The 16,217-nt window shown below is 44.0% G+C and carries 18 protein-coding genes; all 18 read left to right on the top strand.

Annotated features, from left to right (window positions below; translation table 11 throughout):
* Positions 1 to 126 precede the first annotated feature (126 nt).
* The 18 genes from R8695_RS15630 to R8695_RS15545 all read left to right on the top strand — a co-directional run bounded on the left by R8695_RS15630 (position 127) and on the right by R8695_RS15545 (position 16,154).
* Entirely contained in the window at positions 127 to 1,365 is a 1,239-nt protein-coding gene (locus R8695_RS15630; RefSeq protein WP_154779493.1) for a galactokinase, read from the top strand.
* 173 nt (positions 1,366 to 1,538) lie between these two features.
* Positions 1,539 to 2,531 carry an ABC transporter permease subunit gene (locus R8695_RS15625; RefSeq protein WP_243139424.1) on the top strand — a complete coding sequence of 331 codons (993 nt, stop codon included), beginning with the start codon at positions 1,539 to 1,541 and terminating at the stop codon, positions 2,529 to 2,531.
* Positions 2,532 to 2,840: 309 nt separating this feature from the next.
* Positions 2,841 to 3,329 carry a DUF2798 domain-containing protein gene (locus R8695_RS15620; protein WP_118509132.1) on the top strand — a complete coding sequence of 163 codons (489 nt, stop codon included), beginning with the start codon at positions 2,841 to 2,843 and terminating at the stop codon, positions 3,327 to 3,329.
* A gap of 349 nt (positions 3,330 to 3,678) precedes the next feature.
* Complete coding sequence (locus R8695_RS15615; RefSeq protein ID WP_154779494.1) at positions 3,679 to 4,539, top strand: 4Fe-4S binding protein; 861 nt, start codon at positions 3,679 to 3,681, stop codon at positions 4,537 to 4,539.
* Positions 4,532 to 4,777, top strand: a complete 246-nt coding sequence (locus R8695_RS15610; RefSeq protein WP_118509134.1) for a sulfurtransferase TusA family protein — start codon at positions 4,532 to 4,534, stop codon at positions 4,775 to 4,777. Before R8695_RS15615 ends, R8695_RS15610 begins: the two co-directional genes overlap by 8 nt.
* A gap of 13 nt (positions 4,778 to 4,790) precedes the next feature.
* Positions 4,791 to 5,108, top strand: a complete 318-nt coding sequence (locus R8695_RS15605; protein WP_118509135.1) for a thioredoxin family protein — start codon at positions 4,791 to 4,793, stop codon at positions 5,106 to 5,108.
* A 132-nt stretch (positions 5,109 to 5,240) separates the two neighbouring features.
* The gene (thiS, locus tag R8695_RS15600) at positions 5,241 to 5,447 is read left to right on the top strand and encodes a sulfur carrier protein ThiS (protein WP_154779495.1); all 207 of its coding nucleotides are present in this window, start codon (positions 5,241 to 5,243) and stop codon (positions 5,445 to 5,447) included.
* Positions 5,447 to 6,253, top strand: coding sequence for a thiazole biosynthesis adenylyltransferase ThiF (gene thiF, locus R8695_RS15595; RefSeq protein ID WP_167829730.1), 807 nt, complete (start codon positions 5,447 to 5,449; stop codon positions 6,251 to 6,253). Before thiS ends, thiF begins: the two co-directional genes overlap by 1 nt.
* A gap of 16 nt (positions 6,254 to 6,269) precedes the next feature.
* Positions 6,270 to 6,680 (top strand): M67 family metallopeptidase, encoded by a 411-nt coding sequence (locus R8695_RS15590; protein ID WP_154779656.1) that lies wholly within the window; start codon positions 6,270 to 6,272, stop codon positions 6,678 to 6,680.
* Between the two features lie 128 nt (positions 6,681 to 6,808).
* On the top strand, positions 6,809 to 7,807 hold the full coding sequence (locus R8695_RS15585) for a sulfate ABC transporter substrate-binding protein (RefSeq protein ID WP_118509138.1): 999 nt from the start codon (positions 6,809 to 6,811) through the stop codon (positions 7,805 to 7,807).
* Positions 7,808 to 7,925: 118 nt separating this feature from the next.
* Positions 7,926 to 8,762, top strand: coding sequence for a sulfate ABC transporter permease subunit CysT (cysT, locus tag R8695_RS15580; protein WP_154779496.1), 837 nt, complete (start codon positions 7,926 to 7,928; stop codon positions 8,760 to 8,762).
* Positions 8,762 to 9,586 (top strand): sulfate ABC transporter permease subunit CysW, encoded by an 825-nt coding sequence (cysW, locus tag R8695_RS15575; RefSeq protein ID WP_118509140.1) that lies wholly within the window; start codon positions 8,762 to 8,764, stop codon positions 9,584 to 9,586. The genes cysT and cysW overlap by 1 nt, the downstream gene beginning before the upstream one ends.
* A 1-nt stretch (position 9,587) precedes the next feature.
* Positions 9,588 to 10,646, top strand: coding sequence for a sulfate/molybdate ABC transporter ATP-binding protein (locus R8695_RS15570; RefSeq protein WP_118509141.1), 1,059 nt, complete (start codon positions 9,588 to 9,590; stop codon positions 10,644 to 10,646).
* Positions 10,647 to 10,745: 99 nt separating this feature from the next.
* Positions 10,746 to 12,548: an adenylyl-sulfate reductase subunit alpha gene (locus tag R8695_RS15565; protein ID WP_243139425.1), complete on the top strand. Its 1,803-nt coding sequence runs from the start codon at positions 10,746 to 10,748 to the stop codon at positions 12,546 to 12,548.
* Positions 12,545 to 12,859, top strand: coding sequence for a 4Fe-4S dicluster domain-containing protein (locus tag R8695_RS15560; protein ID WP_118509142.1), 315 nt, complete (start codon positions 12,545 to 12,547; stop codon positions 12,857 to 12,859). Before R8695_RS15565 ends, R8695_RS15560 begins: the two co-directional genes overlap by 4 nt.
* Positions 12,860 to 12,976: 117 nt before the next feature.
* Entirely contained in the window at positions 12,977 to 13,876 is a 900-nt protein-coding gene (gene cysD, locus R8695_RS15555) for a sulfate adenylyltransferase subunit CysD (RefSeq protein WP_154779497.1), read from the top strand.
* A gap of 1 nt (position 13,877) precedes the next feature.
* Complete coding sequence (locus R8695_RS15550; RefSeq protein WP_154779498.1) at positions 13,878 to 15,518, top strand: sulfate adenylyltransferase subunit 1; 1,641 nt, start codon at positions 13,878 to 13,880, stop codon at positions 15,516 to 15,518.
* Between the two features lie 378 nt (positions 15,519 to 15,896).
* Positions 15,897 to 16,154, top strand: coding sequence for a kinase (locus tag R8695_RS15545; RefSeq protein WP_118509146.1), 258 nt, complete (start codon positions 15,897 to 15,899; stop codon positions 16,152 to 16,154).
* The last annotated feature ends 63 nt before the right edge of the window (positions 16,155 to 16,217 follow it).

Raw genomic sequence — 16,217 nt, 5'->3', positions numbered from 1 at the left:
AGAGTGGGGCCGAAACAAGGCTGCTCCCAAACATTCTATACACATATTCCCGTCTGCCGCCCAGTTTCATATGATGTTACTATGCAGCGGCGGACAGACCGGAGAGAGCAACGGAGGATTTTTACAATGAATATTCCAAATAAAAATGAATTGACACGTATTTACGGCGAAGCAGAGAAATCAGCAGCACGTTTTCAGGCTGTAGCTGATCATTTCGCAGAAATTTACCATCATGATACAGCAGAATTTTTTACAGCACCAGGAAGAACAGAGATTATAGGAAACCATACAGATCATAATGGCGGCCGCGTGATCGCAGGCAGCATTGACATGGATACCATCGGTGCTGCTTACCCGAACAACAGCAGTGTTATCCGTATCACCAGTGAAGGATATGATAAGGAAGTTGTCGTAGACATCAATGATCTTGCCAGCGTACCGAAGGCTCAAGGAACCGTATCTCTGGTAGCAGGTATGGTGGAAGCTATTCAGAAATTCGGTTTTAAAGTAGCGGGTTTTGATGCTTATGTGACCACAAATGTAATCCGCGCAGCAGGTGTAAGCTCTTCTGCATCTTTCGAAATGCTGGTATGTTCCATCATCAATTATTTCTTTAATGATGGTGCAATGACATACATCAACTATGCAAAAGCAGGACAGTATGCTGAGAATGTTTACTGGCTGAAGGCTTCTGGATTAATGGATCAGCTTGCATGTGCAGTTGGCGGTCCGATCCTTTTGGACTTCTCAGACAGAGAGAATCCTAAATATGAGAAAGTAAACTTCTCTTTCCATGATTATGATCATCATCTTGTAATCGTTAATACAGGAAAAGGTCATGCTGATTTAAGTGAAGAATACTCTGAGATCCCTATGGAAATGAAAGAAGCAGCCAAGGCAGCAGGAGCAGATCTTCTCTGTGAGACAACTCTTGAGAAAGTGCTTGCAAATATGGATAAGATCGATAATGACAGAGCAATCTTAAGAGCGATTCATTTCTTCAAAGAGAACGAACGTGTAGAGAGAGCCGCAAAAGCAGTTGAAGAGAAAGACGGTGAGACTGTACTGAAGCTTCTCAGTGAATCCGGAAAATCTTCCTGGGAATTACTTCAGAACTGCTATCCGATCAAAGCATATACAGAGCAGAAGATTTCTATTGCGCTTGCTCTTACAGATCTCTTCCTTGAGAAACTGGGCAAAGGTATCTGCCGTATCCACGGAGGCGGATTTGCCGGTGTTATCATGTGTGTAGTACCGGAAGAAGAGACAGAGAACTATGTTTCCTATATTTCTGAATTTGCAGGAAAAGAAAACGTATATCCGATGAACATCCGTGCAGTAGGTGCGGTACATATTGAAAAGTAAATATGCCGCAAAGGGTGTTGCCGAACATAAAATTATGAGCAGACCGCGAAGCGGATTGTGAATATCTGTTTGACGAATATTGCTATAGATGTTATCAGGAAAAACAGGCAGCAGTAAGGTGGATTGGATTGACATACACTTTACTGCTGTTTTTTTGATGGAAGTTTCCTGTTTTGCTTTCCAATATTAAATTACATATCTCTTCCCTGATCGTTACATGTGCGCTGTCCCTGATCTATGAGGACTTCAGTGTATACGCCACAAACGGAAAGAACGTAATACTTTCAGCAGACTACAGAGCATTTGGTGATTATCCGGTCAACCTGATCTTGGCACTGATCGCATATCTGCTTTGCGCATTCATTTTGAAATATACAAAAATCGGTACTTATACTTACGCCATCGGAAGTAACGAAGTTGTAGCCAAGAACAAGAAAGCCCAGGAATATCTGGACAGCTATGGATTCAACTATATTGATGCAACTAAGGTGATCGATGATTACAACTTCGAGGATCGTAAGCTGGTAGAGATCGTAAAATCTACCTACTTTAATCCGAAGGTTCTGGTTGTAGACGAGACAACAACAGCACTTGGACAGAAAGGCCGTGAAGAGCTTTTCAAGGTAATGCACAAGGTTCGTGACACAGGAAACTGCGTAATCTTTATTTCCCATGACCTTGAGGAGGTTATCGAGCAGTCTGATAATATCAGTGTACTTCGAGATGGTGTGAAGATCGGTTCCATCACAAAGGAAGAAGCTACACCTGACAGACTGAAAGCCATCGGTGCCGGTGAAACAGCAGCAAGATATGCAGGTATCCGCGTAGAGCGTACAAAGATCCTCATCTTCGTAGCAGCAGGATGTATCACAGGACTTGCAGCATTCGTCAATGCTATCAAAGTAGGTTCCGTTACATCCACAGCTGGTAACCAGCTGGAAACACAGATCATGATTGCCCTGGTACTTGGTGGAATGCCGGTAAACGGCGGTGCCAAAGTTAGATTCTACAACATCCTCCTCGGCGTTATGACTTACAAAGTACTTTCCAGTGGTCTGGTAATGCTGATGATGCCAACCCAGTTACAGCAGCTGATCCTTGGTGTGATCTTCCTGATCGAAGTAGCAATCTTCAGCGACAGAAAGACTGGTATGATCGTTAAATAATCATTATCATTTTATCATTGCGACAGACCTGTATGGCACAAGAACCTCTGCCATATAGCTGACATAATCTCATTACTATACTTACATAAAATTCCCGGCTTCCATAGAGTCAGAACTCTGTGAAAGACGGGGATTTTTGTTTTGAAAAAAATTCTTGACTTTTTTTACAACAATCCGTATAATAACCAACGGTAAATTTAAGAAACAGATATTTGGTTTTATTGGAAACGGTACATCCTCCTGGGTGGTTATGAACAACACAAATCTCTAATTTATGTTATTTGCACACTATCTAAGGAGGATTTTTTTATGCCAAAAAACAAGTTTCAGGAAGTTATTTTTACGATTATCATGGTGTTTGTAATGGTCTATGCCATGATCTGCTACAATATTGTGCTGAACACAGGAACGATGACAAATGAGACATTTCTGTTAGCCTTTCATGAATTAACATTCATGGGACCGATTGCTTTTGTTCTTGATTTCTTTATCATCGGTGCTCTTGCAAAGAAGACTGCATTTCGCATTGTGGATGTGAGAAGAGACAATCCGTTCCACCTTGTACTTGCAATCTCAGCAGTATCCGTAGCATTTATGTGTCCGTGTATGAGCTTTGCAGCAACTCTGCTGATCAAACATGCACCGGTAAGCCAGTTCATCCCGACATGGCTTCAGACAACAGCAATGAACTTCCCGATGGCATTCTTCTGGCAGATCTTTTACGCAGGTCCGTTTGTAAGATTCGTATTCGGAAAACTCTTCCCGGAGAAGGAAAGAGCAGCAGCTTCTGCTGAATAAATATTGGATTAGATTGCAGCATTCTGGATTCCAGGATGCTGTTTTTTTCTTGAAATACATAAAAAAATACCATAATTATGGCACAATAATAACACAAAAAATAAGGAAGAAAGGACTATTGTTTTAACGAAGAAAATTCATGAAGCAATAGTCTTTTTTGTGCTTATTTTTGGATAAATCAGGTCACAGAACGAGTATTGTATTTATTTCAATACAGTATTGACAAATAATGCCATTTCGTGTAATATCATAGAAAACCTATCAAATAACTATGAAAAGTAGAAAATACACATCGGATTAAAGAGATAAAGTAAACGCGAAACGAAATCCTGACAGGAGGGAAAGAGAAATGGCAGATTATGCAGCATTAAAAAAAGGCGGATTCATGCGCCAGAAACAGAAAAATAATTTTTCATTAAGAATCCGAGTAGTTGGCGGACATCTGGATGCGCAACAGCTTGCGAAAGTAGCTGAGGTTTCAGAGAAATACGGCGAGGGCTATGTACATCTTACTTCCCGTCAGGGTGTGGAGATTCCTTTTATCAAGTTAGACCAGATTGATGAAGTGAAAGCAGCACTTGCGGAAGGAGATGTAGTTCCAGGTGTATGCGGACCTCGAGTTCGTACCATCACAGCCTGTCAGGGCGCAGCTATCTGTCCAGGCGGATGTATTGACACTTACGCGCTGGCACAGGAGCTGGATGAGAGATACTTCGGACGTGAACTTCCGCACAAATTCAAATTCGGTGTTACCGGATGCCAGAATAACTGCTTAAAAGCAGAAGAGAACGACGTAGGGATCAAGGGCGGTATCAAAGTAGCATGGCAGGAAGATAAATGTATCCAGTGTGGTGTCTGCGTGAAAGCCTGTCGCGAGGGAGCCATCACATTGGAAGATGGAAAAATCTCTATCGATTCTTCCAAATGTAACTTCTGCGGACGATGCACCAAAGCCTGTCCGACAGACGCGTATGACAATACTCACGGATACATCGTTTCTTTCGGAGGAATCTTCGGAAACCATATCAACAAAGGAAAAACAGTGATCCCATTTATCGAAGATCACGAAAAACTCCTGAAGGTCTGCGATGCAGCGATCAGTTTTTTCGAGAAGAATGCAAATGCAGGTGAGCGACTGAAATTTACCATCGATCGCGTAGGCGAGGACGAATTCAATAAAGAAATCCTGGAGGCATATGAAAATGAGTGAAATTAAATTTGATGATACTGTAGATATTACTGATGTTGTGTGCCCGGTAACTTTTGTAAAGGCAAAGGTAGCGCTGGAAGAACTGGATGAGGGACAGGTTTTATCCATCCGAATGAATGACGGCGAACCGGTTCAGAACGTACCGCGAAGCATCAAAGAAGAAGGACATCAGATTCTGAAACTGGATGACAACGAAGACGGAACTTACACACTTTATGTGAAGAAAGTCGGAGACTGACAGGAGCGAGACCATGGCAGAGAGATTAAACAGTGAGACATTTAAAGAGAAAGCTTTCCAGCCAGGAAAACTTACACTGATCGATTTCTATTCCGACAGTTGCGTACCGTGTAAGCGAATGGTTCCGGTATTTGCGAAGCTGGAAGAGAAATACGGTGACCAGATCTATATCGGAAAAATAAATGTAGCTTACGAACAGAATCTGGTAGAAGAATACAAGGTCATGTCAGCACCGACCCTGATCTTCCTGAAAGACGGAAAACAGATCGAACGGCTGACAGGAGCAAAGAAAGCAGCAGAGCTGGAAGAGATTATTGACAAGAACATTTAATTAAATCAGATAGAGAAGCTGCTATCAGATTATGAAGCAAGCAGAAATGCAGATGCTTTTCTTCATTGGCAGCAAATTTTGAAAATTAAATTTCGGATAATACAAAATATAAAGAAATGGAGAGCAAAAGTTATGGTTATTACAGTAGCAGGAGATAAAAAAGAAGTAAAAGACGCAATCACAGTTTCAGAACTGATCGTACAGGAGAACGTAGAAACTCCTCAGTACGTGACAGTATCCGTAAACGATGACTTCATCGACAGAGCAGAATTTGACACCTATGCATTAAAAGAAGGCGACAGCGTTGAATTTCTGTACTTCATGGGAGGTGGAAGATAGTGGCATTCACAAACGAACAGCTCGAACGCTATTCCAGACACATCATTCTGAAAGAGGTTGGAGCAAAAGGACAGAAGAAATTACTTAATTCCAGCGTCCTGATCATCGGAGCAGGTGGACTTGGAGCACCGGCAGCCCTTTATCTTGCTGCAGCAGGTGTGGGAACCATCGGAATCGCAGATGCAGATGAGGTAGACCTTTCCAATCTTCAGCGTCAGGTCATTCACGCAACCAAAGATATCGGCAAGCCAAAAGTAATTTCCGCAAAAGAATCCATGGAAGCCATCAATCCGGATGTGACAGTAAAAACTTACCAGACTTTCGTAGATTCCGAGAATATCATGGATCTGATCAAAGATTACGATTTCATTATTGACGGAACCGATAACTTCCCGGCGAAATTCCTGATCAATGATGCCTGCGTTATGGCAAAGAAACCATTCTCTCATGCAGGAATCATTCGTTTCAAAGGTCAGTTGATGACATACGTTCCCGGAGAAGGACCATGTTACAGATGTATCTTCAAAGATCCGCCGCCAAAGGATGCTGTACCTACCTGTAAACAGGCAGGTGTCATCGGGGCAATGGGTGGTGTGATCGGAAGCCTTCAGGCTATGGAAGCCATCAAATACATTCTTGGAGTCGGTGATCTTCTCACAGGATCTCTTCTCACATACGATGCACTTACAATGGAATTCCGTAAGATCAAACTTCCGAAACATGTGAAGAACTGCCCGGTATGCGGTGAGCATCCGACAATCACAAAACTGATCGACTATGAGCAGGCGGAATGTGACGGAATCTAAAGGAGTTAGAAACATGATGATCACAATGTCAAAAAATGACTATGAAATAATCTTAAAGCATGCCAGAGAAAATCTACCGGAAGAAGCCTGCGGACTGATCGCCGGAAAAAAAGACGGCAATAACAAATCCATCGAGAAAGTTTACTGCCTGACAAACATTGACCATTCCAATGAACATTTTTCTCTGGATCCGAAAGAACAGCTTACAGCAGTAAAAGACATGCGTGCCAACGGTCTGGTACCTCTCGGAAACTGGCATTCCCACCCGGAAAGCCCTTCCAGGCCATCTGAAGAAGACAAGAGACTGGCATACGACAGTACAGCAAGCTACATGATCCTTTCTCTCATGGACAATGAGAACCCGGTTCTGAATTCCTTCCATATAGAAGGAACAGAATCTGAGAAAGAAGAACTTGTATTAGTATAAAAAGATAAAGACGACTGTTCGGCTGCCAATGAAGACGATGCTGAACAGTTAAAAACAGCAAAGACAGAGTATAAAGACATAAATCAGCAAAAGAGAAAAATGTTATGTGAATACTCAGGAGATGAAACATGATCAAAAAAATATTTGCATTCGGTCTGGCAGCAGTGCTGGCGCTGACACCGGTACAGGCGTTTGGGAAAACCGTTTCTATTACAAACGTTTCCTATGATCCAACCAGAGAGATGTTTGAACAGTACAACAAAATATTTGAAAAACATTGGAAAGAGAAAACCGGAGAAGATGTGGAAGTTACACAGTCTCACGGCGGTTCCGGAAAACAGGCACTGGAGGTAGCCAACGGACTGGATGCAGATGTGGTAACACTGGCACTGGAATACGATATTGAATCCATAGAGAACGCAGGACTGATCAAGGCGGGATGGATAGATAACTTTGACAATGACAGTTCCCCGTATACATCCACCATCGTATTTCTGGTTAAGAAAGGAAATCCCAAAAACATTCAGGACTGGGATGATCTGACGAAAGAGGGCGTAGGAGTGGTAACTCCCAACCCGAAGACTTCCGGTGGAGCCAGATGGAACTACATGGCAGCATGGGCTTATGCAGATAAGAAATACAACGGAGACGAGATCCAGATCAAAGATTTCATCAAGAAGCTCTATCAGAATGTAGTAGTTCTGGATTCCGGTGCGAGAGGTGCAACTACTTCATTCGTAGAGAACGGACAGGGCGATGTGTTGGTAGCATGGGAAAACGAAGCCTATCTTTCCATGCGTGACTACCCGGATGAGTACGAGATCGTTACTCCGAGCGTCAGCATTTTGGCACAGCCGACTGTAGCGGTGGTAGATGAGGTAGTGGATTACAGAGATACAAGAGAAGTGGCGACAGAGTATTTAAACTATCTCTATTCTGACGAAGCACAGGAAATTGAAGCAGAGAATTACTTCCGCCCGACCAATGAGAAAATCCTGAAAGAACATAGCGATGTGTTTGATCTGAGCGTAGACCTGGTAAACATCAGTGAATATGGCGGATGGGATGAGGTGCAGAAAAAGCACTTCGGGGATGGCGGAATCTTTGATGAGATTTACGAGCGATAAAAACAGATGCAACCATGATCCAGGATGCGGAAACTATCGACCCATAATAACGGGGCGCAAAATAGAGCACGAAGATAACACGACCAGAACATACGAGACAGAGAGGTGGTAATTGATTATGAAAAAAAGAAACAAACCAGTGATTCCAGGATTCGGACTCTCTATGGGAATTACCATTTCCATATTAAGTCTGGTGGTTCTGATCCCCCTTGCAAGTCTTGTGATTTATACAGCGAAGCTCAGCTTCAGAGATTTCATTGAAACCATCACAAGAGCCAGAGTACTGGCATCCTTTTACACCAGCTTCATATCTGCTTTCGCAGCAGCAGTAATTAACGGCATTATGGGAATCATCCTTGCATGGGTGCTTGTGAGATACGAATTCCCAGGCAAACGAATCATGGACGGAATGATCGAACTTCCTTTCGCACTTCCAACCGCGGTAGCCGGTATCGCACTTACATCCTTAACATCTGATTCCGGCATGGTAGGCAGCTTCTTTGCCAGATTTGGTATCAAGATCGCATACACAAGGATCGGCATCACAGTTGCCATGATCTTCGTAGGAATCCCGTTTGTTGTAAGAAGCGTACAGCCGGTTCTGGAGAAAATGGACAACTCCTGTAGCGAAGCAGCCGGAGTACTGGGAGCAAAGAAATCCACAATCTTCTGGAAAGTTATTTTCCCGGAACTGAAACCTGCGATTTTTGCAGGAACCGGACTTGCTTTTGGCAGATGTCTCGGTGAATACGGAAGCATCGTATTTATCGCAGGAAATAAACCGTATTACACAGAGATCACACCGCTGATCATTATGTCAGAACTTCAGGAATTTGATTATTCCAGTGCAACAGCCATCGCGCTGGTAATGCTGGCGGTTTCATTTTTCATACTGTTCCTCAACAGTATGATCCAGCAGAGAAACGCAAGAATCTTAAGAGGAGGAAATGCCTGATGGACAACAATGGAAAGACTTCAGAGAAAATCACAAAATGGCTACTGATCGGGATCAGCGTAATATTTCTGGCAGTAATGCTCCTCCTCCCGCTGATCACAGTAATTACAGAAGCGCTTCGAAGCGGATGGAAAGTATACGTGGCTGCGGTGACAGACGAGTACACCATCAAAGCACTTCTCCTCACTGTGAAAGCAACACTTTTCGCAGTTATCTTCAATACCATCTTCGGTATCTTCGCAGCCTGGGCGCTGACCAAGTTTCAGTTTAAGGGCAAAAAACTGCTGACCACACTGATCGATCTTCCGGTTACAATCTCGCCGGTCATTGCAGGTCTGATCTTTCTCCTGATTTTCGGACGACAGAGTCCCGTCTACTTTTTTCTTTTGAAATTTGGAATTAAAGTTGTATTCTCTGTACCGGGAATCATCATTGCAACTGTATTTGTAACATTTCCTTTTATTTCCAGAGAACTGATTCCGGTTCTGGAAGCAGAAGGAACGGATGAGGAAGAAGCTGCAGCTCTCATGGGAGCCGGCGGATGGACCATCTTCTGGAAGATTACATTTCCTCATATTAAATGGGCATTGCTTTACGGCATCGTACTCTGTACAGCGAGAGCGATGGGAGAGTTTGGCGCAGTGTCCGTCCTTTCCGGACATTTGAGAGGAAAGACCAATACACTTCCTCTTCATGTAGAGATTTTATTTAATGAGTTTCAGTATGTTCCGGCATTTGCCGTATCTTCACTGCTGGTGATCATGGCAGTAATTATCCTGGTGGTCCGAAGCGTGATCGAATACAAAGGAAAGAAGGAAGCCTGATATGTATGTAGAGTTAAAAAATATAAACAAGACCTATGGTTCCTACCAGGCATCAAAGAATGTGAATTTCGGTATCGAAAAAGGCAAGCTGATCGGCCTGCTGGGACCAAGTGGAAGCGGAAAAACAACCATTCTTCGAATGATTGCAGGTCTGGAAACTCCGGACAGCGGCGAGATCATTATTAATGGAAAAGTAGTCAACGATGTTCCTGCAAGTGAACGCGGGATTGGATTTGTATTTCAGAATTATGCACTGTTTCGTTACATGACCGTCTACGACAACGTGGCATTCGGTCTGAAAGTTCAGAAAGTAGATAAAAAGACGATCGATGCCAGAGTCAGAGAACTGGTAAAGCTGGTAGGACTGGAAGGACTGGAGAAAAGATATCCCAGTCAGTTGTCCGGTGGACAGAGACAGAGAGTGGCTTTCGCCAGAGCTCTTGCTCCGAATCCACAGGTACTGCTTCTGGATGAACCATTCGCAGCCATTGATGCAAAAATCCGCCAGGAGCTGCGAAGCTGGTTAAAAGAGATGATTGAGAAACTGGGAATCACCAGTATCTTTGTTACTCACGATCAGGATGAAGCCATTGAAGTGGCAGATGAGATCATCATCACAAATGCAGGGCGGATTGAACAGAAGGGAACACCTGTAGAAGTTTACAGAAATCCGGAGACAGCTTTTACCGCATCTTTCTTCGGACAGCCGTCTGTATTAAAGAATGCAGATGATTTCCACACTTTCACTCAGGCAGAAAGCGCAGACAAGATCATTGTCCGCCCGGAATTCGTAAAAGTTTCCAAACTGGATGAGGTAGAGAAGTTCAGAACATCCGTATCGCAGGGAGTTGTTGAACGGGTTTCCTTCAGAGGAGATAACCTGGAACTTCAGGTAAGAGTCAATGATTCCATAGTAACCGCCAGAAGAAGCCTTGAGAAAGCAGATATCCACGAAGGGGAAACGGTCAATGTGTTCCTGTACAGGATTTTTGCATTGCGTGGCGATACGGTACAGTTGATTGAGAATGAAGCTGTAAGAGATGACTTCGTAATTATCTAAACCATATTTTACCTGAATTTTACCTGGCATTAATCCAACGGAATCGGATTGATGATAAAATCGAAAATAAACAGGATACATACTTCCGGAGGAAAGAGTATGAGAACAGAGAGAATCAAAACAGATGTGTTGATTATCGGTGGCGGTACGGCAGGATGTTTCGCAGCTTACGTGATTGGACAGAAAAGCGATAAAAAAGTGCTGATCGCAGAGAAAGCAAACATTAAGCGAAGCGGATGCCTGGCAGCAGGTGTCAACGCATTAAATGCATATATCACAGAGGGCAGAGTACCACAGGATTATGTAGACTATGCCAAAAAGGATGCCCACGGAATCGTAAGAGAAGATCTTCTTCTCACCATGTCAGAGCGATTAAATCATGTGACAAAGGTAATGGAAGATCTGGGTCTGGTCATTCTGAAAGATGAGAATGGTAAATACGTTGCCAGAGGAAACCGAAACATCAAGATCAACGGCGAGAACATGAAACCAATCCTTGCAAAAGCAGCAGCTGAGCAGGAGAATGTTACAGTTCTCAATCATGTAAACATTACAGATTATAAAACAGAAAACGGAAAGATCACCGGAGCTGTAGGATTTAGCGTAAACGAAGAAATCTTCTATGATATCGACGCAGAAGCAGTCCTTTGTGCAACAGGTGGTGCGGCCGGACTTTACAGACCAAACAACCCGGGATTCTCCAGACATAAAATGTGGTATCCACCATTTAACACAGGCGCAGGATACGCGATGGGACTTCTTTCCGGTGCAGAGATGACGACTTTTGAGATGCGTTTCATCGCATTGAGATGTAAGGACACTATTGCTCCCACAGGAACGATCGCCCAGGGCGTAGGAGCCAGACAGGTCAATGCACATGGAGATATTTACGAGACGAAATATGGACTGACAACTTCCCAGCGAGTTTACGGTACAGTCATGGAGAACAGAAAAGGAAACGGTCCGTGCTACCTCAAAACAGAAGGCATTTCCAAAGAACAGGAGCAGGATCTTTATAAAGCTTACCTGAACATGGCACCGTCCCAGACACTGAAATGGATGGAAGCAGGAAAAGGTCCATCTGAAGAAAACATAGAGATCGAGGGTACGGAGCCGTATATTGTAGGCGGTCATACAGCCAGCGGTTACTGGATAGATAATAACAGAGCTACAACCATCGAGGGCTTATATGCCGCTGGGGACGTAGCAGGTGGCTGCCCGCAGAAATATGTAACCGGTGCACTGGCAGAAGGTGAGATCGCGGCAGAGGCGATTCTGGAATATCTGAGTGGTGCAAAAACTTCTGGAAATACAGAAACTTCAGGAGAAGTAAAAGATCAGGAATTATCCGGCACTGCAGCAGCCAAGAAAGCAGAATACGAAGCTCACTTAAGTGCCGTTCGTTCCCTGATGAATGCAGAACAGCTGGAAGAGGCCATGCAGAAGATCATGGATCAGTACGCCGGCGGAATCGGCACAGACTACAGATACAGCGAGACAAGCCTTGCAAAAGCAGAGGAAAAGATCGCCGCACTTCTCCCGGTGGTAGATACTCTGGCAGCAGCCGATACCTATGAACTGATGCAGATCTACGAACTTCGCGAACGACTGATCGTATGCCGTGCAGTTATCGCACATCTGGCAGCCAGAAAAGAGACCAGATGGCACAGCTTCGGAGAGAACACAGATTACCCGGAACAGAGTGAAGACTGGATGAAATATGTAAACTCCCGCATGGAAAACGGCGAGATAAAAATCCTGTATCGTGATTTAATTACAAAAGAAACCGCTGATAGTCAGACAGCAGCGTTCGGAATACAGCACAAAGATACAACAGATTTACAGACAGCAGATTCAAAAATATCACAAAATACAGCAGCGAAAGGAGCAGGTGAAAGATGAGCATTCGGATTCAGAAAAGTAAATGTGTAGGATGCGGCAGATGTATCGAAGCCTGTCCCGGAAACCTGATCAAAAAGGACAAAGACGGTAAAGCCTTTATCCGCCAGGTCAGAGACTGCTGGGGATGCACATCCTGTATCAAAGAATGCAGCCGCGACGCCATCCGCTTCTTTCTTGGAGCCGATGTGGGAGGCAGAGGCGCAAGCATGATCGTGTCAGAGAAACCTGATATTTCCACCTGGACAGTAGAGAAGCCAGACGGCACGAAGATTACCATTCAGGTCAATAAGAAGGATGCAAACAAATATTAACGTTATAAAAAAGTTTTCGATGAGAATGGCATGAAATGTTCTGGCAGTTTATCAGTCAGATAGCAGAACAGACTGCCGGACTTTACGATAAATCAACAAACAGAGGAGGATAATGCAATGAGTAACTTATCTCATCTTGATGAGCTTGAAGCAGAAGCAATTTATATTATGCGAGAAGTAGCAGCCGAGTGTGAAAAGCCGGTTATGCTCTATTCTATAGGAAAGGACAGCTCCGTTATGCTCCATCTGGCGCTGAAAGCATTCTATCCGGAGAAGCCGCCGTTCCCGTTCCTGCATATCGACACCACCTGGAAATTCCACGAAATGATCGAATTCCGTGACAGGATCGCCAAAGAAAACGGCATCGACATGCTAGTCTACACCAACAAAGAAGGTGTAAAAGCAGGGATCAACCCATTTGACAACGGTTCCGCATACACCGACATCATGAAAACCCAGGCATTAAAACAGGCCCTTACCAAATACGGATTCACTGCAGCATTCGGCGGCGGCCGTCGTGATGAGGAGAAATCCAGAGCAAAAGAAAGAATCTTCTCTTTCCGTAACGCAGCTCAGGCATGGGACCCGAAGAACCAGCGCCCGGAAATGTGGAAACTCTACAACACCAAGATCCAGAAAGGTGAAAGCATGCGAGTTTTCCCAATCTCCAACTGGACAGAGAAAGACATCTGGCAGTACATTCAGCGTGAAAACATCGAAATCGTGCCATTATATTTTGCAAAAGAAAGACCGGTTATCTACAGAGACGGTAATATTATTATGGTAGACGACGATAGATTAAAACTCCGTCCAGATGAAAAAATCGAGTACAAAAAAGTCAGATTCCGTACTCTTGGATGCTATCCGCTTACAGGCGGCATCGAATCTGATGCAGATACACTGGACGAAATCATTGATGAGACATTAAGTGCTGTTTCCTCCGAACGTACCAGCCGTGTGATCGACCACGAGGCAGCAGGCAGCATGGAGAGAAGAAAGAGAGAGGGGTATTTCTAGGATGAAAGGATTATTGAAATTTATTACATGCGGAAGTGTGGACGATGGAAAATCCACTCTGATCGGACATATTCTTTATGATGCAAAGCTTCTCTATGCAGACCAGGAAAAAGCTCTGGAGCTGGATTCCAAGGTAGGAAGCAGAGGCGGCGCCATTGACTATTCCCTTCTTCTGGATGGTCTGATGGCAGAACGTGAGCAGGGTATCACTATTGACGTTGCATACCGCTATTTTACAACAGACAACCGCAGTTTTATCGTAGCTGATACACCAGGCCATGAAGAATATACCAGAAACATGGCAGTGGGCGCATCTTTTGCAGACCTGGCAGTTATTCTGGTAGATGCTTCTCAGGGCGTACTGGTGCAGACAAGACGTCATGCAAGAATCTGTGCACTGATGGGAATCCGCTACTTCGTATTTGCAGTAAATAAAATGGATCTGATTGGTTACGATGAGAAACGTTTCCGCGAGATCGAGAACCAGATCGCAGGTCTGATCGATGAACTGAAACTGGAAAATGTAACTATCATTCCGGTATCTGCTACAGAAGGTGACAACGTTACAACTAAATCGGACAATATGCTATGGTACACAGGCGAAGCACTTCTGACATATCTGGAAACCGTAGACATCAAAGAAGACACAGAAAAAGGTTTCTGCATGCCGGTACAGAGAGTCTGCAGACCGAACCATGAGTTCCGTGGGTTTCAGGGCCAGATCGAGAATGGAACCATTAAAGTCGGTGACCTTGTGACAACTCTTCCAAGCAAAGAAGAAGCGCATGTAAAGAGTATCCTTGTCGGTGACAAAGAAGCAGAAGAAGCAGTACAGGGACAGCCTGTAACCATCCAGCTTGACAGAGAAGTAGACGTTTCCCGTGGATGCGTGCTTACGATTGATTCCGGTGCAGTCCTCACAGATTCCGTAGAAGCAGACATCCTCTGGATGGACGATAACGCTCTCACAGACGGAAAGAACTTCTTTGTAAAGATTGGCACAAAGATGATCCCGGGGCTTGTTACAAAAATTAATTATTCCGTAGACGTAAATACAGGCGAAAAGAAAAACGCCTATACTTTAAAGAAAAACGAAATCGCATCCTGCACTCTGGAATTCTCTGAGAAGATCGTAGTAGACGAATTCGACAAACACAGAACTCTGGGTGAACTCATCCTCATCGACCGTGTTACAAATATGACATCTGCCTGCGGTGTTGTAAGAAAAACATTGGTTTCCCAGGATAAATCCCAGATCGGTAAAGTAGACGAACAGGTTCGCGCAGGTCTGAAAGGCCAGACCCCGGTAGTGGTAGAATTCCCGATCGGCAAAGAAGGAATCACTCTTGATTTCGCAGAACAGGTAGAAAAAGGACTGACTGTACTTGGAAGACACACTTACCTCTACCATCCTGCAGCAAGCGAAAATTACGCAGAGACTGTCCGCCATCTGAAAGCAGCCGGCCTGATCGTACTTCTTGTTCTTGATGAAAATACAGCGAAAGACGAGACGCTGAAAGGACTGGATAACTTCTATGCAAACTGGCAGCCGGACGGAATTACTGTAAAAGATGCAGTTGATTTCGTGAAGAAGAAATCTGCGTTTACCATACAGAATGTAGAGGATGGAAATTACATCTAAGGGATGACGAAATAGTAGCAGACCAGAAGAGTTTTGCCGGTTATATAACTGCATATGACAAAACGAAATACCGCTTCAGAGAAAAACCTCTGCAGGCGGTATTTTGTGCATTTCTTGACAATAGATGATCGGGGGCTTATACTCAACGAAGCTGATATTCGGTTACATGTAAGTGGCGAATATGGAGAAACAGCAGGAGAAAAGATGAACATGGCTGAATGCCAGATGATAATAAAAGGTGTTTTACAATTACACAGCATTATGCAAAGTATGTTATAATAAATTTAATGTAATGGGGTATACACAGGGATATATTTTACAATAAATAACTGCCGGTATAAAAACAGAAACTGCGCAGATAAACAGGAGGTATTTCTAATGCGGTTAGAAAAAGTGCAGGAAGCGTTAAACACAAAGAACATAAAATATGAATATACAGAAGAGAACGGATGCGGAAGTCTGGATTTCATGTTCCGGGGTCTGAGATTTCATGTATGGGAATATGAAGACCGCGTCTGGGGCGCCGAGACGAATGTATTTGAAGCTGGCAGAAGTCAGGATATCGAGGGAGATTACGAAGAAATCATTTCCCGTGAAATCCTCTCATGGCCGGATATGATGCCGGGAATGCAGTAAATATTCAGGATGGGTGTTTCGCCGGAGCCAGAGAATGAACAAACAAGTACAACAGGAAGGGAG

It is taken from the genome of Blautia luti (assembly GCF_033096465.1).
Taxonomy (GTDB): domain Bacteria; phylum Bacillota; class Clostridia; order Lachnospirales; family Lachnospiraceae; genus Blautia_A; species Blautia_A luti.
The sequence above is the reverse complement of the archived record's forward strand: the minus strand, read 5'-3'. Positions and strand labels throughout refer to the sequence as shown.